The 22,362-nt window shown below is 56.2% G+C and carries 17 protein-coding genes; 15 read left to right on the top strand and 2 right to left on the bottom strand.

Annotated features, from left to right (window positions below):
- The 4 genes from fdx (at position 1) to sseB (ending at position 2,792) form a co-directional block, all read left to right on the top strand.
- Positions 1-336, top strand: a complete 336-nt coding sequence (gene fdx, locus AAE045_RS13900; protein ID WP_034459208.1) for an ISC system 2Fe-2S type ferredoxin — start codon at positions 1-3, stop codon at positions 334-336.
- Positions 337-346: 10 nt separating this feature from the next.
- On the top strand, positions 347-547 hold the full coding sequence (gene iscX / locus AAE045_RS13895; RefSeq protein ID WP_183270201.1) for a Fe-S cluster assembly protein IscX: 201 nt from the start codon (positions 347-349) through the stop codon (positions 545-547).
- Positions 548-620: 73 nt separating this feature from the next.
- The gene (pepB, locus tag AAE045_RS13890) at positions 621-1,907 is read left to right on the top strand and encodes an aminopeptidase PepB (RefSeq protein ID WP_455548230.1); all 1,287 of its coding nucleotides are present in this window, start codon (positions 621-623) and stop codon (positions 1,905-1,907) included.
- 108 nt (positions 1,908-2,015) lie between these two features.
- Positions 2,016-2,792 carry an enhanced serine sensitivity protein SseB gene (gene sseB / locus AAE045_RS13885; RefSeq protein WP_455548229.1) on the top strand — a complete coding sequence of 259 codons (777 nt, stop codon included), beginning with the start codon at positions 2,016-2,018 and terminating at the stop codon, positions 2,790-2,792.
- A gap of 31 nt (positions 2,793-2,823) precedes the next feature.
- Here the strand turns inward: sseB and sseA are convergent, their stop codons facing one another.
- Entirely contained in the window at positions 2,824-3,669 is an 846-nt protein-coding gene (gene sseA / locus AAE045_RS13880; protein WP_455548228.1) for a 3-mercaptopyruvate sulfurtransferase, read from the bottom strand.
- A 248-nt stretch (positions 3,670-3,917) separates the two neighbouring features.
- Here sseA and AAE045_RS13875 point away from each other — a divergent pair, with 248 nt between their 5' ends.
- The 11 genes from AAE045_RS13875 (at position 3,918) to AAE045_RS13825 (ending at position 20,910) form a co-directional block, all read left to right on the top strand.
- Positions 3,918-8,885 (top strand): alpha-2-macroglobulin family protein, encoded by a 4,968-nt coding sequence (locus tag AAE045_RS13875; RefSeq protein WP_455548227.1) that lies wholly within the window; start codon positions 3,918-3,920, stop codon positions 8,883-8,885.
- 12 nt (positions 8,886-8,897) lie between these two features.
- Positions 8,898-11,237 (top strand): peptidoglycan glycosyltransferase PbpC, encoded by a 2,340-nt coding sequence (gene pbpC, locus AAE045_RS13870; RefSeq protein ID WP_455548226.1) that lies wholly within the window; start codon positions 8,898-8,900, stop codon positions 11,235-11,237.
- Positions 11,238-11,403: 166 nt separating this feature from the next.
- Complete coding sequence (ndk, locus tag AAE045_RS13865; RefSeq protein ID WP_202303976.1) at positions 11,404-11,835, top strand: nucleoside-diphosphate kinase; 432 nt, start codon at positions 11,404-11,406, stop codon at positions 11,833-11,835.
- 175 nt (positions 11,836-12,010) lie between these two features.
- Complete coding sequence (locus AAE045_RS13860) at positions 12,011-13,177, top strand: bifunctional tRNA (adenosine(37)-C2)-methyltransferase TrmG/ribosomal RNA large subunit methyltransferase RlmN (RefSeq protein ID WP_455548225.1); 1,167 nt, start codon at positions 12,011-12,013, stop codon at positions 13,175-13,177.
- A gap of 438 nt (positions 13,178-13,615) precedes the next feature.
- Entirely contained in the window at positions 13,616-14,614 is a 999-nt protein-coding gene (rodZ, locus tag AAE045_RS13855; protein WP_455548224.1) for a cytoskeleton protein RodZ, read from the top strand.
- A 37-nt stretch (positions 14,615-14,651) separates the two neighbouring features.
- Positions 14,652-15,773, top strand: a complete 1,122-nt coding sequence (gene ispG / locus AAE045_RS13850) for a flavodoxin-dependent (E)-4-hydroxy-3-methylbut-2-enyl-diphosphate synthase (protein ID WP_455548223.1) — start codon at positions 14,652-14,654, stop codon at positions 15,771-15,773.
- Between the two features lie 116 nt (positions 15,774-15,889).
- Positions 15,890-17,164, top strand: a complete 1,275-nt coding sequence (gene hisS, locus AAE045_RS13845) for a histidine--tRNA ligase (protein WP_455548222.1) — start codon at positions 15,890-15,892, stop codon at positions 17,162-17,164.
- A gap of 36 nt (positions 17,165-17,200) precedes the next feature.
- On the top strand, positions 17,201-17,821 hold the full coding sequence (locus AAE045_RS13840; RefSeq protein WP_455548221.1) for a YfgM family protein: 621 nt from the start codon (positions 17,201-17,203) through the stop codon (positions 17,819-17,821).
- A gap of 10 nt (positions 17,822-17,831) precedes the next feature.
- Positions 17,832-19,013: an outer membrane protein assembly factor BamB gene (gene bamB / locus AAE045_RS13835; RefSeq protein ID WP_455548220.1), complete on the top strand. Its 1,182-nt coding sequence runs from the start codon at positions 17,832-17,834 to the stop codon at positions 19,011-19,013.
- 124 nt (positions 19,014-19,137) lie between these two features.
- Positions 19,138-20,643 carry a ribosome biogenesis GTPase Der gene (gene der / locus AAE045_RS13830; RefSeq protein ID WP_455548219.1) on the top strand — a complete coding sequence of 502 codons (1,506 nt, stop codon included), beginning with the start codon at positions 19,138-19,140 and terminating at the stop codon, positions 20,641-20,643.
- A 45-nt stretch (positions 20,644-20,688) separates the two neighbouring features.
- Positions 20,689-20,910: a zinc ribbon domain-containing protein gene (locus tag AAE045_RS13825; RefSeq protein ID WP_202303984.1), complete on the top strand. Its 222-nt coding sequence runs from the start codon at positions 20,689-20,691 to the stop codon at positions 20,908-20,910.
- 3 nt (positions 20,911-20,913) lie between these two features.
- On the opposite strand, the gene xseA is transcribed toward AAE045_RS13825, so the two are convergent.
- Complete coding sequence (gene xseA, locus AAE045_RS13820) at positions 20,914-22,296, bottom strand: exodeoxyribonuclease VII large subunit (protein ID WP_455548218.1); 1,383 nt, start codon at positions 22,294-22,296, stop codon at positions 20,914-20,916.
- Positions 22,297-22,362 lie beyond the last annotated feature (66 nt).

The following is a 22,362-nucleotide window of genomic DNA, read 5'->3' as shown; positions in this document are numbered from 1 at the left end:
ATGCCAAAGATTGTTTTTCTGCCTCATCAGGACCTTTGTCCGGATGGCGCAGTTCTGGAAGCGAATGTCGGTGAGACCATTCTTGACGTGGCCCTGCGCAACGGTATCGAGATTGAACACGCCTGTGAAAAATCCTGCGCCTGCACCACCTGCCACTGCGTTGTGCGTGAAGGCTTCGACTCCCTTGCGGAAAGCACGGAAGATGAAGACGACATGCTTGATAAGGCCTGGGGTCTGGAGCCGGAAAGCCGTCTGAGCTGCCAGGCTCGCGTCACTGACGAAGACCTGGTTGTTGAGATGCCGCGCTACACCATCAACCATGCGCGCGAGCACTAACGGGGGCTTAATGGGACTGAAATGGACCGACAGCCGTGAAATCGGCGAAGCGCTGTACGACAGCCGCCCGGATCTCGATCCGAAAACTGTGCGCTTCACCGATCTTCATCAGTGGGTATGCGATCTGGAAGATTTTGACGACGATCCAAACGCATCCAATGAAAAAATTCTGGAAGCGATTCTGTTAGTCTGGTTAGATGAAGCAGAATAGTTGAACCAAGCGGGCTGCCTCAGGCGGCCCGTTTCATATTGTGCATGTGCTAAAAAAATATAAGGAAAACAACATGTCTGAAGCCATGAAAATCACGCTTTCCACCGCGCCTGCCGATGCGCGCTGGGGCGAAAAAGCCGCTTACAGTATCAATGACGCAGGCATTACCCTGCACCTGAACGGCAAAGACGACTTAGGGTTAATTCAGCGCGCCGCGCGCAAAATCGACGGTCAGGGCCTGAAGCACGTTCAGCTGGCGGGTGAGGGCTGGGACGTAGAGAAAAGCTGGGCCTTCTGGCAGGGCTACCGCGCGCCAAAAGGCACTCGTAAAGTTGAGTGGGCGCAGCTGAATGACGCTGACCAGAAAGAGCTGGATAACCGTCTGAAAATCATCGACTGGGTTCGCAATACCATCAACGCACCGGCGGAAGATCTGGGGCCTGAGCAACTGGCATCTCGCGCGGTGGACCTGCTATGTGATGTAGCCTGCGATCGGGTTTCTTACCGCATCACGAAAGGCGAAGATCTGCGCGAGCAGAACTATATGGGTATCCACACCGTGGGCCGTGGCTCTGAGCGTCCGCCGGTTTTACTGGCGCTGGATTACAACCCGACGGGCAACCCTGAAGCGCCGGTCTTCGCGGCTCTGGTCGGCAAGGGCATCACCTTTGACTCCGGCGGTTACAGCATGAAGCAAAGCGCGTTCATGGACTCCATGAAGTCCGATATGGGCGGCGCGGCTACTATCACGGGGGCGCTGGCTTTCGCGATTACTCGCGGTCTGAACAAGCGCGTTAAGCTATACCTGTGCTGCGCGGACAACATGGTCAGCGGTAACGCCTTTAAGCTTGGCGACATCATCAAATACCGCAATGGCAAAACCGTCGAGGTGATGAACACCGATGCGGAAGGCCGTCTGGTACTGGCCGATGGCCTGATCGACGCCAGCGCGCAAAAACCAGAGCTGATCATCGACTGCGCAACCTTAACGGGGGCGGCGAAAACCGCGCTGGGCAACGACTATCATGCGCTGTTCAGCTTCGATGACGGGCTGGTAAACAGCCTGATGGCGAGCGCCGCGCAGGAGAACGAACCGTTCTGGCGTCTGCCGCTGGCTGAGTTCCACCGCAACCAGCTGCCGTCTAACTTTGCCGAGCTGAACAACACTTCCAACGCCTCTTTCCCGGCGGGTGCCAGCACCGCAGCAGGTTTCCTTTCCCACTTCGTGGAAAATTACCATCAGGGCTGGCTGCACGTGGACTGCTCCGCAACCTATCGCAAAGCCGCGGTAGAGCAATGGTCAGCGGGCGCAACCGGCCTGGGCGTGCGTGCAATTGCTAACCTGTTGACGAGTAAATAACACCTTTTTGTAGGGCGGATAAGCATGCGCCATCCGCCGCTTTATCAGATAAGTGGTGGAGGGCAATGCGCCTGTTCACCCTACAACTATGCTTTTCCTGGAACCACAATGTCAGAACCAAAAAACGAACTTGAAACCCTGCTGGAGCAGGCGGCAACCGAGCCAGCCTACCGTCCGGCGTTCTTCCGGGTACTGCTGGAGTCCACCGTCTGGGTGCCGGGCGAAGCGGCCGAAGGCGAGGCCATAGATGCAGATAGCGCGGTTGAATTACAGCACTGGGAAAAAGAAGACGGCACCTCCGTTATCCCTTTTTTCACCTCCGTAGAGGCGTTACAGCAGGCCATCAGCCACCAGCAGGCCTTTGTGGCGATGCCTGTGCATACCCTGTTTGAAATGACCATCGGCGAGACGCTGTTCCTGAACGCCAAACTGCCAACGGGCAAAGAGTTTACCCCGCGAGAAATCAGCCATTTGATTAGCAGCGAAGGTGACCCGCTTAGCCAGCAGGAAATCCTCGAAGGCGGCGCCTCGCTGCTGCTTTCAGAAGTTGCCGAGCCGCCGGCGCAGATGGTGGAATCGCTGACCACGCTGTTCAAAAGCCTGAAAACGGTGAAGCGGGCCTTTCTGTGCTCCATTAAGGAGCAGGCCGACGAGCAGCCGAACCTGCTGATTGGAATCGAGGCCGAGGGCGACGTCGACGCGATTATCCGCCAGACGGGTAGCGTGGCGACGGACACCTTACCGGGTGATGAGCCGGTAGATATCTGTCTGGTCGCTGAAGGCGAGAAGGGGATTAGCCACTTTATGATGGCCCATATCACCCCGTTCTACGAACGCCGCTGGGGCAGCTTCCTGCGCGACTTCAAAACGAACCGTATAATCTGACAGGTTACCCCCTCACCGAGGGGGTAGCTGTTTACGCGGGTTCGACGGGAAGGTCGGAACGCGCTCCCCATTCGCTCCACGAACCGTCATACAGCGAGACGCCGTTCACCCCCAGCGTGGTCAGTGCCAGTACGACCACGGCAGCGGTGACGCCGGAGCCGCAGCTGGCAATTATCGGCTTCTCAAAGCTCACGCCCTGACGTTCGAAAATTTCACTCAGCTCATCCGTGGTTTTCAACTGGCCATTCTCCACCAGATCGCCCCACGGCACGTTGAGCGCGCCGGGTATATGCCCGCGTTTTAAACCCGGGCGCGGTTCATCCATTTGCGCATTGAAACGGGCAGCCGGGCGGGCATCTACCAGTTGGGCAGTGCCTTCGTGGCTGACCAGCAGGACATCCGTCAGGCGTTTGATCGTCAGCGGATCAAAATTAACCTCGAACTCACCTTCCGGTAGTTCGACATCGCCCTGCTGCAGCGGCATCTCTTCGCGCTGCCAGTCAGCCAGACCCCCTGCCAGAATTGACACGTTCTCAACGCCAAAGCTACGCAGCATCCACCAGGCTCGTGGTGCAGAGAACAGGTTACCCTCGTCATAAACTATCAGATGCTTATCACTGTTCACCCCCAGTTCACGCATGGCCACGGCGAAAGCTTCCGGGCGTGGCATCATGTGCGGCAGCGGACTGGTGTGATCGGACAGCGCTTCAATATCAAAAAAAACCGCACCAGGTAAATGGCCTGCCTGATATTCACGATTCATATTTCGCTGATCTTCCTGCCCTGCCGGTGCCATACGGGCGTCCAGAACCTGAATATCGGCATCAAAAATATGTTCTGCGAGCCAGTCGCCCGCAACGAAGTAAGAGGTGGACATAGTTGCCTCCGAATTATTTTTCACCTATGGATTGTCGACGCTTTTTACCAAATCGACAAGCGCGCATCGCCCGGCACGCGAGATAACTCGAAGTTCTGAAATAAGTTTTCTGCCGTTTGCATCCGTTACTTTTCTGTTTGCGAGACATCCCGCATCGGGCGGCTTTTATGCTTTCGCTTTTTTCTGCTTCACGCATAATACTTTCCCTACGTTCTGGGATTGTGGGCCGCTATGGCCAGGGATAAAAAATGAGAAACATGCGGTTAGTTGGCCTCACGGCGGCTTTATTGGCGGCTTTAGCGCTGGGAGGATGTGATGATAAAAACACTTCTGAGGCGACCTCTGCCCCTCCAGCTGCGGCTGAAAAGCAAAGCGCAGCCCCTGCGAAGAAACCTGACGCCGCACAGCTTGAAAAGCTATCGCAACTCTCTGCCGGAAAGCCGCTGAAGCTGCTGGACGCCTCGGAAGTTCAGCTGGATGGATCAAGCGCCCTGGTGCTGACTTTTTCTGTCCCCCTCAATCCCGATCAGGACTTTTCCCGCGTAGTACACCTGGTGGACAAAACCAGCGGCAAAGTTGACGGCGCCTGGGAGCTTTCGCAGAATTTGAAAGAACTGCGTATGCGGCATCTCGAGCCGAAGCGTAATCTGATGCTGACCGTCGACAGCGGGCTGGCGGCACTGAATAAAAACACCTTCGATAACAACTACGAAAAGCAAATTGCCACGCGCGATATCCAGCCTAGCGTTGGCTTTGCCAGCAGGGGTTCGCTGCTGCCCACAAAGGTTATTACCGGCCTGCCCGTCATGGCGCTGAACGTGGACAAAGTGGACGTCAATTTCTACCGCATTAAAAACGAATCGCTTGCCTCGTTTGTCAGCCAGTGGGAGTACCGCAACGCCGTCTCCAACTGGGAGTCTGAAAACCAGCTCAAGCTAGCTGATTTAGTCTATAGCGGGCGGTTCGAACTCAATCCACAGCGTAATACGCGTGAAAAAATCATGCTGCCGCTGGGCGATATTAAGCCTTTGCAACAGGCGGGTGTTTACGTTGCCATCATGAATGAAGCGGGGCACTACAGCTACAGCAACGCTGCGACGCTCTTCACCTTGAGTGACATTGGCGTCTCTTTACATCGTTATCACGATCGTCTGGATGTCTTCACCCAAAGCCTGGAAAACGGCGCCGCTCAGTCAGGCGTGGAGCTGACGCTGCTTAATGAAAAAGGCCAGACGGTAACGCAGACGAAGAGTGATGGTGATGGTCATGCGCTGTTGGAAAAGATAAGCAAAGGCGTGTTGTTACTGGCCCGTAGCGGTGAACAGACCACGCTGCTGGACCTGAGCCGTCCGGCACTGGACCTGGCGGAGTTTGATATCGCCGGGGAAGAGGGCTACAGCAAACAGTTCTTCATGTTTGGTCCGCGCGACCTGTATCGCCCCGGCGAAACGGTGATTTTAAACGCGCTGCTGCGCGACGGTGACGGTAAGCCTTTGCCTGCCCAGCCGGTAAAACTGGAGGTCGTAAAACCGGACGGGCAGGTGGCAAGAACCCAGGTCTGGCAGCCAGAAAATGGCCTTTATCAGTTCTCTTATCCACTGGGCAGCGACGTTCAGACGGGCAACTGGCAGGTCCGGGTCAATACCGGGGACAACCAGCCACGCAGTTGGGCATTCAAAGTTGAAGATTTTATGCCGGAGCGTATGGCCCTCAGTATCACCAGCGGGCAGCAGCCGACGGCCCCTGACGAAGCCGTTGCCTTCCAGGTGAACGGCCGTTATCTCTACGGTGCGCCAGCCGCAGGCAACAGCCTGCAGGGACAGCTGTTCCTGCGTCCGCTGCGTGAAGCCGTTGCGGCACTGCCTGGCTTCCAGTTCGGTGACATCAACGAAGAGAATCTTTCCCGCAGCCTCGATGAGGTTCAGCTCCAGCTCGATGAGCAGGGGAATACCACGGTCAGTACGGAGAGCCAATGGGCCGATGTTCATTCGCCGCTGCGTCTGGTATTCCAGGCAAGCCTGCTGGAATCCGGTGGTCGTCCCGTCACTCGCCGCGCGGAGCAGGCAATCTGGCCGACGGACGCATTGCCAGGCATTCGTCCTCAGTTTGCCAGCAAAGAGGTTTATGACTATCGCACTGACACCACCCGCACCCAGCCAATTGTTGATGAAGACAGCAACGCTGGCTTTGATATCGTCTTTACCAACGCCAAAGGGGAGAAACTTGCTGCTTCGGGTCTGGATGTCCGTCTGATCCGGGAGCGCCGGGATTATTTCTGGAACTGGGAAGAAGGGCAGGGCTGGCAGTCCCAGTACGATCAAAAAGATCTGGTTGAAGCCGAGCAGAAGGTCGATCTCGCCGCCGGGGAAACGGGCAGGGTCTCTTTCCCGGTCGAATGGGGCTCGTATCGCCTTGAGGTGCGTGCTCCTGACAGCGAGATAGTCAGCAGCGTGCGCTTCTGGGCAGGCTACAGCTGGCAGGATAACAGCGACGGTACAGGCTCGGTTCGCCCCGATCGCGTCATGCTGAAAATAGATAAGCCTGCCTACAAGCCGGGCGATACGATCAAGCTGCATATCGCGGCCCCCGCTGCGGGTAAAGGGTATGCGATGGTGGAATCCAGCGATGGTCCGCTGTGGTGGAAAGAAATTGATGTCCCGGCTGAAGGCCTGGACATCTCGATCCCGGTCGATAAAAGCTGGCAGCGTCATGATTTATACCTGAGTACGCTGGTCGTTCGTCCCGGAGATAAAAACCGTGCCGCTACGCCGAAGCGCGCCGTGGGCATTCTGCATCTGCCGTTGGGGGATGAAGATCGCCGCCTCGGTATCGCCCTGGAAGGTCCAGCGAAGATGCGCCCGAACCAGACGCTGACGATGAAGGTGAAGGCAAACGTGAAAAACGGCGAGACGCCGAAGAAAATCAACGTGCTGCTTTCTGCCGTGGACAGCGGGGTGCTGAGTATTACCGATTATAAGACTCCCGATCCATGGGAGGCATTCTTTGGCCGCAAACGTTACGGCGCCGACCTCTACGATATTTATGGTCAGGTGATTGAAGGGGAAGGCAAGCTGGCAACGCTTCGCTTTGGTGGTGACGGCGACGAAGGCGATGAGTTAAGCCGTGGTGGTAAGAAGCCGGTTAACCACGTCACAATTATTGCCCAGCAGGCGCAGCCGGTGATGCTGGATGATAAAGGTGAGGGAACGGTCACCCTACCGATTGGTGATTTCAACGGTGAACTGCGCGTGATGGCGCAGGCCTGGACGGACGATCGTTTTGGCAACAGCGAAAATAAAGTCATCGTAGCCGCCCCGCTGGTGACAGAACTTGCCGCGCCGCGCTTTATGGCGAGCGGCGATAACAGCCGTCTGGCGCTGGATCTGACTAACCTGACGGATTTACCACAGCAGCTCACGGTCAATCTTAAAACCAGCGGTTTGCTCTCTCTTGATGCTTTATCTTCACTCCCAGTGAAGTTAGCGCCGGGTGCTCGTTCAACTCTCTTTATTCCAGTGCGTGCGCTGGATGGCTTTGGTGACGGAGAGCTAAGCGCAGAGATAACCGGTCTTAACCTGCCGGGTGAAACCGTTGCGCCGCAGATGAAACAGTGGAAGCTGGGCGTGCGTCCGGCCTTCCCGGCCCAGACGGTAAACAGCGGGGCGGTTCTGGCACCGGGTGAGGTCTGGAATATTTCAGCCGGGCATCTTTCAGGTCTGGCTCCGAAAACGCTTGAAGGCCAGCTTCTGCTAAGCGGTCGTCCACCTCTTAACCTGGCCCGCTATATTCGTGAGCTTAAAGCCTATCCCTATGGCTGCCTGGAGCAGACTACCAGCGGGCTGTTCCCGTCGCTTTATACCAATCGAGCCCAGCTTACCGCATTGGGTATTGAAGGCATCAGCGACGAGCAGCGCCGCGGCGCTATCGACGTGGGGATCGGGCGCCTGCTGGATATGCAGCGGGACAACGGCGGCTTTGGCCTGTGGGACAAAGAAGGTCCGGAAGAGTACTGGCTGACCGCCTATGTCACCGACTTCCTGGTACGGGCAGGCGAGCAGGGTTACAGCGTTAACAGCGATGCGCTGAACAATGCCAACCAGCGGCTGCTGCGTTATCTTCAGGATCCGGGGCTGATAGCCCTGCGTTACAGTGACGATACGGCAGCCAGTAAGTTTGCCGTGCAGGCCTATGCGGGCCTGGTGCTTGCTCGTCAGCAAAAAGCGCCGTTGGGCGCATTGCGTGAGCTGTGGCAGCATCACGAAACCGCAAAAGCAGGCCTGCCGCTGGTGCAGCTTGGCGTGGCATTAAAACTGATGGGCGATGCGCCGCGCAGCCAGCAGGCCCTGACGCTGGGGCTGCAAACCAAACGTGACGATCGGCGTATCTGGATGGCGGACTACGGCAGCGACCTGCGGGATAAAGCGATGATGCTAAGCCTGCTGGAAGAGAACAAGCTGATGCCGGAACAGCAAAACCAACTGCTGCAGACGCTGTCGGATCTGGCCTACAGCCAGCGCTGGCTCTCTACTCAGGAAAGCAACTCGCTGTTCCTTGCCGGTCGTAACTGGCAAACGGCGAAAGGCGACTGGCAGGCTCAGACTTCGTTCAGCAGCGATCCGCTTAAAGCGGAAAAAAGTCTGACCCGTAATCTGGATGCGGATCGCCTTTCTGCCCTGCAGGTGACCAATACCGGTGCGGCAAACCTCTATCTACGGCTTGATACAGCGGGTTATCCACAGAGCGCCCCGCAGCCTTACAGTAATTTCCTGCACGTTGAGCGTCATTTCCTGGACGCCAAAGGCAATGCTAAACCTGTTTCTGCGCTGAAGAGCGGTGAGCTGGTAATGGTCTGGCTGGACGTATGGGCAGATAAAAACGTGCCGGATGCGCTGGTCGTCGATCTGCTGCCTGCCGGTCTGGAGCTTGAGAACCAGAACCTGGCCAACAGCAGCGCCAGCCTTGGCGAAAGCAGCAACGAGGTGCAGGGGCTGCTGAACCAGATGCAGCAGGCGGATATCCAGCACATGGAGTTCCGTGACGATCGCTTTGTTGCCGCACTCCCGTTGAATGAAGGTCAGCATGCCACTCTGGTCTATCTGGCCCGCGCCGTTACGCCGGGAAGCTACACCATTCCGGTGCCGCAGGTGGAATCCATGTATGTACCGCAGTGGCGGGCAACGGGTGCCAGCGCGGGCGTGCTGACGGTTCTGCCGTAATCCGGTGTTGAGGTGATTAAATTGGCCCGCTGGCGCCGCCGCTATCTTTTTGCGGTGGTGCCGGTGTTACTGATGTTAAGCGTGTGGCTGGCAGACAAATGCTGGCCACTTCCTCTCGCGGAAGTACACCCCGCTCGCGTTGTTGTTGCAGCGGACGGCACCCCCTTGTGGCGCTTTGCCGATGAGAACGGCATCTGGCGCTATCCGGTAACGCTCGGCGACGTTTCGCCGCGCTATCTTGAAGCGCTCATTAACTATGAGGATCGCTTCTTCTGGGATCATCCGGGGATCAACCCTTTCGCAATCCTTCGTGCGGCCTGGCAGGATCTTCGCAGTGGGGAAGTGATCTCGGGTGGTAGCACCCTGACCATGCAGGTGGCACGGCTGCTCGATCCGCATCCACGGACTTTCGGCGGTAAGATCCGTCAGGTCTGGCGGGCAATGCAGCTTGAGTGGCACCTTTCTAAAGAGCAGATCCTGACGCTTTATCTTAATCGCGCGCCCTTTGGCGGCACGTTGCAGGGCGTTGGCGCGGCAAGCTGGGCGTATCTGGGTAAATCGCCTGCTCAGCTTAGTTATTCAGATGCCGCACTGCTGGCTGTTTTACCCCAGGCCCCCAGCCGCCTGCGCCCGGACCGCTGGCCGCAAAGGGCCGAAGCCGCGCGTAACAAAGTTTTGCGTCGCATGGCAGTGCAGGGCGTCTGGACAGCAAAGCAGGTCAACGAGTCGCTGGAAGAACCCGTCTGGTTAGCCCCGAGGCAGATGCCTCAGCTGGCACCTCTGTTTTCCCGCTACATCGCCAGCCATACTCAGGCCCGCAAAATTTCCACTACGCTGGATGCTTCCTTACAGAGGCAGCTTGAAGAAGTGGCGATGAACTGGAAGGGGCAGCTGCCGCCCCGTTCATCGCTGGCGCTGCTGGTGGTTGATCATACGACCATGGAAGTGCGGGGCTGGGTGGGATCAGCAGATATCAACGATGACAGCCGCTTCGGGCACGTTGATATGGTTACGGCTGTTCGCTCCCCAGGCTCGGTGCTGAAGCCCTTCGTCTACGGCATGGCACTGGACGACGGGCTTATCCATGCGTCATCCCTGTTACAGGATGTTCCCCGACGATTCGGTGATTATCGGCCCGGAAACTTTGATACCGGCTTTCACGGGCCGGTCAGCATGAGTGAAGCGCTGGTTCGCTCTCTTAATCTGCCAGCGGTGCAGGTGCTGGATGCCTACGGGCCAAAACGCTTTGCCGCGAAATTACGCAACGTCGGGCTGGATCTGCGCTTTCCGGCAGGGAGTGAACCTAACTTATCTCTGATATTAGGCGGCGGCGGGGCGCGTCTTGACCAGATGGTTGCCGCCTATAGCGCTTTTGCTCGCCATGGACGGGCTGCGCAGTTACGCATCCAGCCGGGCCAGCCGGGCCAGCCGGGCCAGCCGTTAGTCGACCGCCCGCTGCTTTCTCCGGGAGCGGCGTGGATAATCCGTAGAGTTCTGGCTGGCGAAGCTCTGCCGCAGCCAGACTCCTCGTTACCTGCCGTAGTGCCGCTGGCGTTTAAAACCGGGACAAGCTATGGCTACCGGGATGCCTGGGCTATCGGGCTTAACTCCCGCTACATTATCGGCGTCTGGACTGGTCGGCCAGACAGCACGCCGGTCGCCGGGCAGTTTGGGTTGGGTAGCGCAGTCCCGCTGCTTAATCAGGTGAATAATTTACTGCAGTCAACCTCAGGCATTCAGCAGGCTCGCTTACCCACCGATCCGCGCCCCGCGTCAGTTTCACAAGGGCAGATATGCTGGCCCGGCGGACAAAATTTGCCAGCCGGGGACAGCAACTGCCGCCGCAGGCTTTCGGGATGGCTGCTGGATAAAAGCGAGCCGCCTACGCTGCAGGCAGCCGGACAGGAAAGTATTCAGGGGACCCGACAAACAATCTGGCTGGACAGTCAGGGTCAGCGGGTGGCGGCAGACTGCCCTGATGCAACGGAGCGAAATATTTCTCTCTGGCCGCTGCCGCTGGAGCCGTGGCTGCCTTCAGCGGAGCGCAGGGCCGCGCGTTTGCCTCCTGCATCCCCGACCTGTCCTCCTTTGCAGAAAGATGACGTTACGCCTTTGTTGTTGTTAGGCGTACGCGAGGGCGCTATTTTAAAACGCTTACCCGGGCAGACGCAGCTTTCGCTGCGCATAATGAGTCAGGGAGGGCAGGGTGAACGCTGGTGGTTTTTAAACGGCGATGCCGTTGGGGATAACCATCCCGGCGTAGCGCTGACCCTGGAAAATCCTGGTCGCTATCAGATTCTGGTGCTCGACGAGGCGGGTCAGGTGGCCGCAGCGAACTTTACTTTGCAGTGAGTAAACCCTGTTTTTTGCCCGTTCGGGTTAAAAGTGTTGCCGATATTAGTCTTATTTTAAAAAAATGTTATCTCCATCCATAGGCAACGCCCGTGATGCTCATTATAATCTGCGCCAATTCATAACCGGGTAACCCGGTGCAAACAGAACAAACACAGAGGTAATCATGGCTATTGAACGTACTTTTTCCATCATCAAACCAAACGCGGTGGCAAAAAACGTTATTGGTAACATTTATGCTCGCTTCGAAGCAGCAGGGTTCAAAATTGTTGGCGCTAAAATGCTGCACCTGACTTCCGAGCAGGCTCAGGGTTTCTATGCTGAACACGAAGGCAAACCTTTCTTCGACGGTCTGGTTGCTTTTATGACTTCTGGCCCAATCGTTGTTAGCGTGCTGGAAGGTGAAAACGCCGTTCAGCGTCACCGTGACATCCTGGGCGCAACCAATCCAGCTAACGCGCTGGCTGGTACGCTGCGTGCAGACTACGCTGACAGCTTCACCGAGAACGGCACCCACGGTTCTGACTCCCTGGAATCAGCGGCCCGCGAAATCGCCTACTTCTTCGCAGAAGGCGAAGTGTGCCCTCGCACCCGTTAATCAGGTGTCCACTGTGAGCGGTCTTTACACTTTATTTAAGTGATGCCGCTTTCAGTCATGGCATCCGTGCCATAGAATTTGTACAATGCTGCGCCCCGGATGAGCCAACTCTCCGGGGCGTCTCTTTTTAACCCTCCTGGGGCCGTAACGTGTAACAACGAGGCCGGAAAAAATTATGTCTGAACAAACTGTCACCTCCCAGACGCCTGTGGCCGTAGCGCCTGGTAAGTCTGAAAAAATTAACCTGTTGGATCTCAACCGTCAGCAACTGCGCGAATTCTTTGCCGAAATGGGCGAAAAACCATTCCGTGCCGATCAGGTCATGAAATGGATGTATCACTACTGCAGTGATGACTTCGATGAGATGACCGACATCAATAAGGTGCTGCGCAACAGGCTTAAAGAGGTCGCTGAAATTCGCGCGCCTGAAGTGGCCGAAGAGCAGCGCTCTGCCGATGGCACCATTAAATGGGCTATCAGGATTGCCGATCAGCTGGTAGAAACCGTGTATATCCCGGAAGAAGATCGCGCCACGCTGTGCGTCTCATCCCAGGTTGGCTGCGCGCTGGAGTGTAAGTTCTGTTCCACGGCGCAGCAGGGCTTTAACCGTAACCTGCGCGTGTCCGAAATTATCGGCCAGGTGTGGCGTGCGGCGAAAATCATCGGTGCACAGAAGAAGACCGGCGTGCGTCCTATCACTAACGTCGTGATGATGGGCATGGGCGAGCCGCTGTTAAACCTGAATAACGTTGTCCCGGCAATGGAAATCATGCTCGACGATTTCGGCTTTGGCCTGTCCAAACGTCGCGTAACGCTCTCAACCTCCGGTGTGGTTCCTGCGCTGGACAAACTGGGCGATATGATTGATGTTGCGCTTGCTATCTCCCTGCACGCGCCGACGGATGATATCCGCGACGAGATCATGCCGATCAACAAAAAGTACAACATCGAAACGTTCCTGGCCGCCGTGCGTCGCTATCTGGAGAAATCCAATGCCAACCAGGGCCGTGTCACCGTTGAGTACGTCTTGCTTGATCATGTCAACGACGGTACCGAGCACGCACACCAGCTTGCGGAATGCCTGAAAGATACGCCGTGCAAAATTAACCTGATCCCATGGAACCCGTTCCCGGGGGCACCGTATGGCCGCAGCTCCAACAGCCGTATCGACCGTTTCTCTAAAGTTCTGATGAGCTACGGCTTCACCACTATCGTGCGGAAAACCCGTGGTGATGACATTGATGCTGCCTGTGGCCAGTTAGCGGGTGAAGTCATTGACCGCACCAAGCGTACCCTGCGCAAACGTATGCAGGGTGAACCAATTGATGTAAAAGCAGTCTGATAAGCAGCTACTTACGACCGGGTAGCGTAAAGTTTGCGCTGCCCGGTGCAAAAAAAAACGCCAAATCATAACCAATAGTGGGTCAGGTGAATCGGTACCTGATTCAGGTCAATAATTACGGTGCGTTTCTTTGCGCTTTAAGGCAGTATGTAGCCGCACAACAACAGTTTAGCGCCGGGCGTTTGGGCGGGCAGTGTGAAACGTTGCCGACAGCATTTGTAAATGCAGTCTATGGTTAACAGAAGCGGTAGTATGGCTGTTCGCTGCCTGAGGCAATGCCTCTACCCAATGCTTACAATGTCGGGTGTGATTGACTGAAGGTTTACCCCTTAGGTGCCAGATTAGTCTCGTGGTTCGGGTGACTGTAGCGTAGCGGATGTGTTGCAATACAGGCTCGTGCCTAATTCCTCAATTGAACCGTACCAGCAGTTGTAGCTAATGAATACTGAAGCCACTCAAGAAACAAATGCAGCACAAACCACAGGCGTTCGTTTACGTAATGCGCGTGAGCAACTCGGTCTCAGCCAGCAAGCGGTGGCTGAACGGTTATGTCTGAAGGTTTCTACCGTTCGGGATATTGAAGACGACAAAGCACCTGCTGAACTGGCGTCTACCTTCCTGCGCGGCTATATCCGTTCTTATGCCCGTCTGGTTCATATTCCAGAGGAAGAACTGTTGCCGATGATGGAGAAACAGGCGCCGGTCAGGGCGGCAAAAGTCACCCCGATGCAGACTTTTGCGCTGGGCAAGCGTCGCAAAAAACGTGACGGCTGGTTAATGAGCTTCACCTGGCTGGTGCTGTTCGTGGTCATTGGCCTGACGGGCGCGTGGTGGTGGCAAAACCACAAAGCGCAGCAGGAAGAAATCTCAACCATGGCCGATCAGTCCTCTGCAGAGCTTTCTGCAGGGAACACGTCTGCCGGGCAATCTGTCCCGTTGAATACCGGCAGCGATAACGCATCTGCGCCTGACGCTTCAGTGGCTCAGCCTGCGCCTGCTATGGCACCACAGACTCAGCCTGCGCCAGTTGACGGCACTGCCCAGACTGCGCCGCAGCAGACGCCAGCGGATAACTCCACTGTTGTTTCCCCAAGCCAGGCACCGCTAGACAACGCACAAACAGCCCCAGCGCCAGGTGCGGCAACAACGTTGCCGACCGATCAGGCTGCTACAACGCAACCTTCTGCGGATGCTAACGCTCTGGTGATGAATTTTAATGCGGACTGCTGGTTGGAAGTGACCGATGCAACGGGTAAAAAACTGTTCAGCGGCATGCAGCGTAAAGACGGCAACTTAAATTTAACGGGTCAGGCACCTTATAAGTTAAAAATCGGTGCCCCGGCAGCAGTACAGATTCAGTTCCAGGGTAAACCTGTCGATCTGAGTCGTTTTATCAGAACTAACCAGGTTGCCCGTCTGACCGTCAGTGCGGAATAATCGCCATCGGCGAGACGTGTAATTGTGGAGACTTGTAATGCATAACGAAAACCCGATTCAGCGTAGAAAATCTACACGTATCTACGTCGGGAATGTGCCAATCGGCGATGGGGCCCCTATCGCCGTTCAGTCCATGACCAACACCCGTACCACGGATGTTGAAGCCACGGTCAATCAGATTAAAGCGTTAGAAAGGGTCGGAGCGGACATTGTTCGCGTTTCTGTCCCAACGATGGACGCAGCTGAAGCCTTCAAACTGATCAAGCAGCAGGTTAACGTCCCGCTGGTTGCAGATATCCACTTCGACTATCGCATTGCCCTTAAGGTTGCTGAATACGGCGTTGACTGCCTGCGCATCAACCCGGGTAACATCGGCAGCGAAGAGCGTATCCGCCAGGTTGTCGACTGCGCGCGCGATAAAAACATTCCGATTCGTATCGGGGTGAACGCCGGTTCTCTGGAGAAAGATCTTCAGGAGAAATACGGTGAGCCAACGCCTCAGGCGCTGCTTGAATCCGCTATGCGTCACGTTGATCATCTCGATCGCCTTAACTTTGATCAGTTCAAGGTCAGCGTAAAAGCCTCCGATGTCTTCCTCGCGGTTGAATCTTATCGTCTGCTGGCAAAACAGATCGATCAGCCCCTGCACTTAGGGATCACCGAGGCTGGCGGCTTCCGCAGCGGCTCCGTGAAATCCGCGATCGGCCTAGGCCTTCTGCTCTCTGAAGGGATCGGCGATACGCTACGTGTCTCTCTGGCGGCGGATCCGGTTGAAGAGATCAAAGTCGGCTTCGATATCCTGAAATCACTGCGCATCCGCGCTCGTGGTATCAACTTTATCGCCTGTCCAACCTGCTCGCGTCAGGAATTTGACGTCATCAGCACCGTTAACGCCCTTGAAGAGCGCCTGGAAGATATCATCACGCCAATGGACGTCTCGATTATCGGCTGCGTGGTCAACGGGCCGGGTGAAGCGCTGGTTTCCACCCTCGGCGTCACCGGCGGCAACAAAAAAAGCGGCTTCTACGAAGATGGCGTGCGTCAGAAAGAGCGCATGGACAACGACAATATGATTGCCCAGCTTGAAGCGCGCATTCGTGCCAAGGCCAGCATGCTCGATGAGAAGCAGCGAATCAGCATCCAGCAGCTGGAAAAATAACGCGAAACATGGGAAGCATAAGGCTTCCCGTGTATGATTGAACCCGCTGGTTTTTTTGCAGTAGCAAAGAAACTGATTTCGGGTTCATTTTTTGTATAAAACGACAGAGAACAAACGTGGCAAAAAATATTCAAGCCATTCGCGGCATGAACGATTACCTGCCGGGCGAAACCGCCATCTGGCAGCGCATTGAAGGCATCCTCAAACAGGTACTCGGTAGCTACGGCTATAGCGAAATCCGTTTACCGATTGTAGAGCAGACCCCGTTATTCAAACGCGCCATCGGTGAAGTCACCGACGTGGTTGAAAAAGAGATGTACACCTTTGAGGATCGCAACGGCGACAGCCTGACCCTGCGTCCTGAAGGCACCGCGGGCTGCGTGCGCGCCGGTATTGAACATGGTCTTCTGTACAATCAGGAACAGCGTTTGTGGTACATCGGGCCGATGTTCCGCCACGAGCGTCCGCAGAAAGGGCGCTACCGTCAGTTCAACCAGCTGGGTGTGGAAGTCTTTGGCCTGCAGGGGCCAGACATCGACGCCGAGTTAATCATGCTGACCGCTCGCTGGTGGCGTGCGCTGGGTATTGATAAGCATGTTAGCCTTGAGCTGAACTCTATCGGTTCGCTGGAAGCGCGCGCGAAATACCGTGAAGCGCTGGTTGCCTACCTGGAGCAGTTCAAAGATAAATTAGACGAAGACAGCCAGCGCCGCATGTATACCAATCCGCTGCGCGTGCTGGATTCTAAAAACCCTGACGTTCAGGCGCTGTTAGACGATGCGCCTGCGCTGGGTGACTACCTTGACGACGAGTCCCGCGAGCATTTCGCAGGCCTTTGCCAGTACCTTGACGCCGCCGGAATTGCCTATACCGTGAACCAGCGCCTGGTACGTGGTCTCGACTATTACAACCGTACCGTGTTCGAATGGGTCACAACCAGCCTTGGCTCCCAGGGAACCGTGTGTGCTGGTGGCCGTTACGACGGTCTGGTTGAGCAGTTAGGTGGCCGTGCGGCACCGGCTGTTGGCTTCGCCATGGGGCTTGAGCGTCTCGTTTTACTGGTTCAGGCGATAAACCCTGAATTTAAAGCAGAACCTGTTGTCGATATATACCTGATATCGTCGGGTCAGGGGACTCAGGCAGCGGCCATGCTGTTAGCAGAGCAGCTGCGTGACCAGATCCCGGCACTGAAGCTGATGACCAACTATGGCGGCGGCAACTTCAAGAAACAGTTTATTCGTGCAGACAAGTGGGGCGCACGCGCCGCGCTGGTGCTGGGTGAAGATGAAGTGGCCAAAGGGCTGGTCGTTGTGAAGGATCTGCGTACAGGTGAGCAGCAAACCGTGGAACAGCAAAACACGGTGGCGCATCTGCAGGCGCTACTGGGTTAATTTCCCCGGTGATTAATCGTTAAGGAGAAGGACTGCGTGGAAATTTACGAGAACGAAAACGATCAGATGGAAGCGGTAAAACGCTTCTTTGCCGAAAACGGCAAAGCGCTGGTGGTTGGTGTCGTACTGGGCATTGGCGCGCTGGTTGGCTGGCGCTACTGGAGCAGCCACCAGGCTGATTCCGCAATGGCATCCTCTATGGAATATCAGACCGTCACCAGTAATGTGCAAGCCGATCAGCCGGCAACGCTCAGCGCTGCTGAAAAATTTGCTGCTGCAACGGACAACACCTACGGTGCGCTGACCTCGCTTGAGCTGGCAAAAACGTATGCCGATAAAAATGATCTTGCCAAAGCTGCGGCGCAGCTGCAGCAGGGTCTGAGCAAAACCAAAGATGCGAATCTTCAGGCGCTGATCAATCTGCGTCTGGCGCGTGTCCAGGTACAATTAAAACAAGCTGACGCCGCGCTGAAGACCCTGGATGGGATCAAAGGTGAAGGCTGGGTAGCTATCGTCGCGGATATGCGTGGTGAAGCTCTGCTCAGCAAAGGGGACAAGCAAGGTGCGCGCGAAGCGTGGAGTAAAGGCGCTCAGTCTGACGCCTCTCCTGCACTGCGTGAAATGATGCAGATGAAAATCAATAATTTGTCCAGCTAAGAGGGACACGATGCAATTGCGTAAATTACTTGTGCCAGGTTTGATTTCTCTGACGCTGCTCAGCGGCTGTTCGTTGTTCAGCGGCGAAGAAGATGTTGTTAAAATGTCTCCGCTGCCAACGGTTGAAAATCAGTTCGAACCAGAAAAGGTGTGGAGCACGTCGGTGGGCAGCGGGATTGGTGACTTCTATTCCAACCTGCATCCGGCCTGGCAGGACGGCAACGTCTATGCTGCGGACCGTCGCGGTACCGTGAAGGCGGTTAATGCGGATGACGGTAAAGAAGTTTGGTCCGTTGATCTGTCTGAAAAAACCGGTTTCTTCTCCAGCAATCGCCCGGCCCTGCTTTCCGGTGGCGTAACGGTTGATGGTGCTCATGTCTACGTCGGTAGCGAAAAAGCGCAGGTTTATGCGCTCAATACTTCCGATGGCAGTATTGCATGGCAGAGCAAAGCGGCGGGTGAAGTGCTGTCCCGTCCGGTCGTCAGTGATGGCCTGGTGCTGATTCATACCAGCAACGGCCAGCTGCAGGCGATGAACGAAACGGACGGCGCGGTTGTCTGGACCGTCAACCTCGATATGCCAGCGCTTTCCCTGCGCGGTGAATCTGCTCCGTCCGTTGCCTTTGGCGCAGCGATCGTGGGCGGTGACAACGGCCGCGTCAGCGCAGTGCTGATGAAGCAGGGCCAGCTGATCTGGCAGCAGCGTATTTCCCAGGCCACAGGCGCGACCGAAATCGATCGCCTGAGCGATGTGGATACGACGCCAGTCATCGTTAACGGCGTGGTTTACGCGCTGGCTTATAACGGTAACCTGACCGCGCTGGATCTGCGCTCCGGCCAGATTATGTGGAAGCGTGAGCTGGGCTCGGTTAACGATTTCATCGTTGATGCCAACCGCATCTTCCTGGTGGATCAGAGCGACCGCGTGATTGCCCTGAACGCAGAAGGCGGCGTGACGCTGTGGACGCAGAGCGATCTGCTGCACCGCAACCTGACCGCTCCTGCGCTGTACAACGGCTATCTGGTCGTGGGCGACAGCGAAGGCTACATGCACTGGATTAACACCGACGACGGCCGCTTTGTTGCTCAGCAAAAAATGGACGGCTCCGGCTTCCAGACCGAGCCGGTTGTCGCCAGTGACAAACTGCTGATTCAGGCGAAAGACGGTACGCTGTACTCGATCAAACGCTAAACTTGCCTGAGCAGGTTGTAAGTTCGAAACGGTTCCCTAAGTCCGGGAGCCGTTTCCTGTTTTTAAGAAACGGCGTATTTGCGCGTCGTTTGATGATGAATTATTGAGTAATGAGGCTTTTATAATGGTACCTGTGGTTGCGCTTGTCGGGCGCCCTAATGTCGGAAAATCCACGTTGTTTAACCGCTTAACGCGTACCCGTGATGCGCTGGTCGCGGATTTCCCGGGGCTGACTCGCGACCGCAAGTATGGTCGTGCAGAAGTGGAAGGACGCGAATTTATCGCTATCGATACCGGCGGTATTGACGGCACGGAAGACGGCGTTGAAACGCATATGGCTGCTCAGTCGCTGCTGGCGATTGAAGAAGCGGACGTGGTGCTGTTTATGGTGGATGCTCGTGCTGGCCTGATGCCTGCCGATGAAGCCATCGCTAAACACCTGCGCTCGCGCCAGAAGCCAACCTTCCTGGTGGCGAACAAAACTGATGGCATGGACCCGGATCAGGCCGTTATCGATTTTTACTCCCTGGGCCTTGGCGAAATCCATCCAATCGCTGCCTCCCACGGTCGTGGTGTCACCACGCTTCTCGAACACGTGCTGATGCCGTTCATCGACGAAGTGAACCCGCGCGAAGCGGAAGAACAAATCGACGAAGATGCGGCCTACTGGGCGGCATTCAACGCGAAAAACGGCATTGTCAACGAAGATGATGAGGCTGAAGAGGAAGAAGAAGAGGAGGCTTTCAATCCTCAGGATCTGCCGATTAAGCTGGCTATCGTCGGGCGTCCGAACGTTGGTAAGTCAACGCTAACTAACCGTATCCTCGGTGAAGACCGCGTCGTGGTGTACGACATGCCTGGCACCACCCGCGACAGCATCTATATCCCGATGGAACGTGACGAACGTGAATACGTGCTGATCGATACCGCGGGCGTGCGCAAGCGCGGCAAAATCACTGAAACCGTTGAGAAATTCTCAGTTATTAAAACGCTTCAGGCTATCGAAGATGCTAACGTCGTGCTGCTGGTGATTGACGCCCGCGAAGGCATCTCCGATCAGGACCTCTCGCTGCTGGGCTTTATCCTCAATAGTGGGCGCTCACTGGTAATCGTGGTCAACAAGTGGGATGGCCTCAGCAACGAAGTTCGCGAGCAGGTGAAAGAGACCCTTGATTACCGTCTGGGCTTCATCGATTTTGCCCGCGTGCACTTCATCTCTGCCCTGCACGGCAGCGGCGTTGGCAACCTGTTTGAATCAGTACGCGAAGCCTACGACAGCTCGACCCGTCGTGTGAGCACCGCGCTGCTGACCCGCATCATGAACATGGCGTCTGAAGATCACCAGCCACCGCTGGTACGCGGCCGCCGCGTGAAGCTGAAGTATGCGCACGCCGGTGGTTACAACCCGCCAATCGTAGTGATTCACGGTAACCAGGTGAAAGACCTGCCTGACTCCTACAAGCGCTATCTGATGAACTACTTCCGTAAGTCGCTGGACGTCATGGGGACGCCAATCCGCATCCAGTTCAAGGAAGGGGATAACCCGTTTGCCAACAAGCGTAATACCCTGACGCCGAACCAGATGCGTAAGCGTAAGCGTCTGATCAAGCACATCAAGAAGAGCAAGTAATACACAACGGGAGCAAAGCGCTCCCGTTTTCTTTGAGGAGGAGTCATGGACATGAACTGCCCAATCTGCGACAGGCAGCTGCAGGAAATCGACGGCGGCGGCCACTGCGAAAGCTGCAATCAGGATTTCAGACTGGAAGCCCGCTGCCCGGACTGCCATCAGCCGCTGGAAGTGTTGAAGGCCTGCGGCGCGGTGGATTATTTCTGCCAGAACGGCCACGGATTGATTTCTAAAAAGCGCGTCGAGTTTGTTCCCGTCGCGCAGTAAGCGCTAACTTTTAGCCGCAGGTTTACGCTTGCGTACAGGCTTCACCGGCGTAATGCCGGTGACCTGGCTCTCCACCCAGCCATCTTCCAGACGCGTTGTCAGCGTATCCCCGGATTTCACCTGCTTTGCCTTCTTCAGCACTTTGCCATCCGTCGCGGTTGTGACGCTGTAGCCACGGGCAAGCGTTGCCAGCGGGCTGACGGCTTCGAGCTGGGCCAGCGCCGTTCCAAAGCGTTGCCGGGTGCTGCTTAGCCGTGCCGTTACAACCTGCGACAAACGATATTCCAGCTGCTGAATGCGGGTCTGCGCGCGGTGGATACGAGCCTGCGGCTGCTGCTGATTCAGGCGCTGGGCCAGACGCTGCTGCTGCTGGCCAGAACGGCGCAGCTTGCTCTCCATCGCGACGCTCAGGCGCTGCTGCAAACGTTCAAGCGTGGTCTGCTGACGGGCCAGACGAAGCTGAGGATGTTGTTGTTGCAGGCGGTGCTGGAGGCGAGTGAATCGCTGCGTCCGCTGGGCGAGATAGTAGTCCATTGCCATCTCCATACGCGTTTGCTGCGACTGGATCTGGCGTAACAATTCAAGCTGATTACGGCTGACAATCTCTGCGGCAGCAGAAGGTGTGGGAGCACGTAAATCTGCCACAAAATCGGCGATCGTGACGTCAGTTTCGTGCCCTACGGCGCTAACAACCGGGATCTGGCTTGCGAAAATAGCGCGAGCCACGCGTTCGTCATTAAAGCTCCATAAATCCTCCAGCGAACCGCCGCCGCGCCCGACAATCAGTACGTCGCACTCGTCGCGCTGGTTGGCAAGTTCGATTGCCCGAACGATCTGGGCAGGGGCATCGGCGCCCTGAACGGAAGTGGGATAAATGACGATCGGCAGAGAGGGATCGCGGCGTTTCAGTACATGCAAAATATCATGCAGGGCCGCGCCGGATTTGGACGTAATCACACCAACCTGGCGCGCCGGGCTGGGCAGCGTTTTTTTAAACTGCTGCTCGAAAAGGCCTTCTGCCGTCAGGCGTTGTTTCAGCTGTTCGTACTGCTGCTGAAGCAGACCTTCGCCCGCTGGCTGCATGCTTTCAACGATAATCTGGTAATCGCCACGCGGCTCATAGAGCGTGATATTGGCGCGGACCAGAACCTGTTGTCCATGCTGAGGACGGAAGGTCACCCGGCGGTTACTGTTGCGGAACATCGCGCAGCGAACCTGGGCGGTGTCGTCTTTCAGCGTGAAGTACCAGTGTCCGGAAGAGGGCTGGCTGAAGTTAGAGATTTCGCCGCTGATCCAGACCTGACCCATTTCCTGTTCCAACAGCAAACGGACCGCCTGATTGAGACGGCTTACGGTAAAAATTGAAGGAGAATTTGCGATTGGCATGTGAGCTGGATCAAATTTTAAATCAGCAGGTTATTCGGTCAATAGTACCTGCCATATCGCGAGTGG

Origin of the sequence: Dryocola clanedunensis (genome assembly GCF_038405435.1) — a bacterium.
Classification (GTDB): domain Bacteria; phylum Pseudomonadota; class Gammaproteobacteria; order Enterobacterales; family Enterobacteriaceae; genus Dryocola; species Dryocola clanedunensis_A.
The sequence above is the reverse complement of the archived record's forward strand: the minus strand, read 5'-3'. Positions and strand labels throughout refer to the sequence as shown.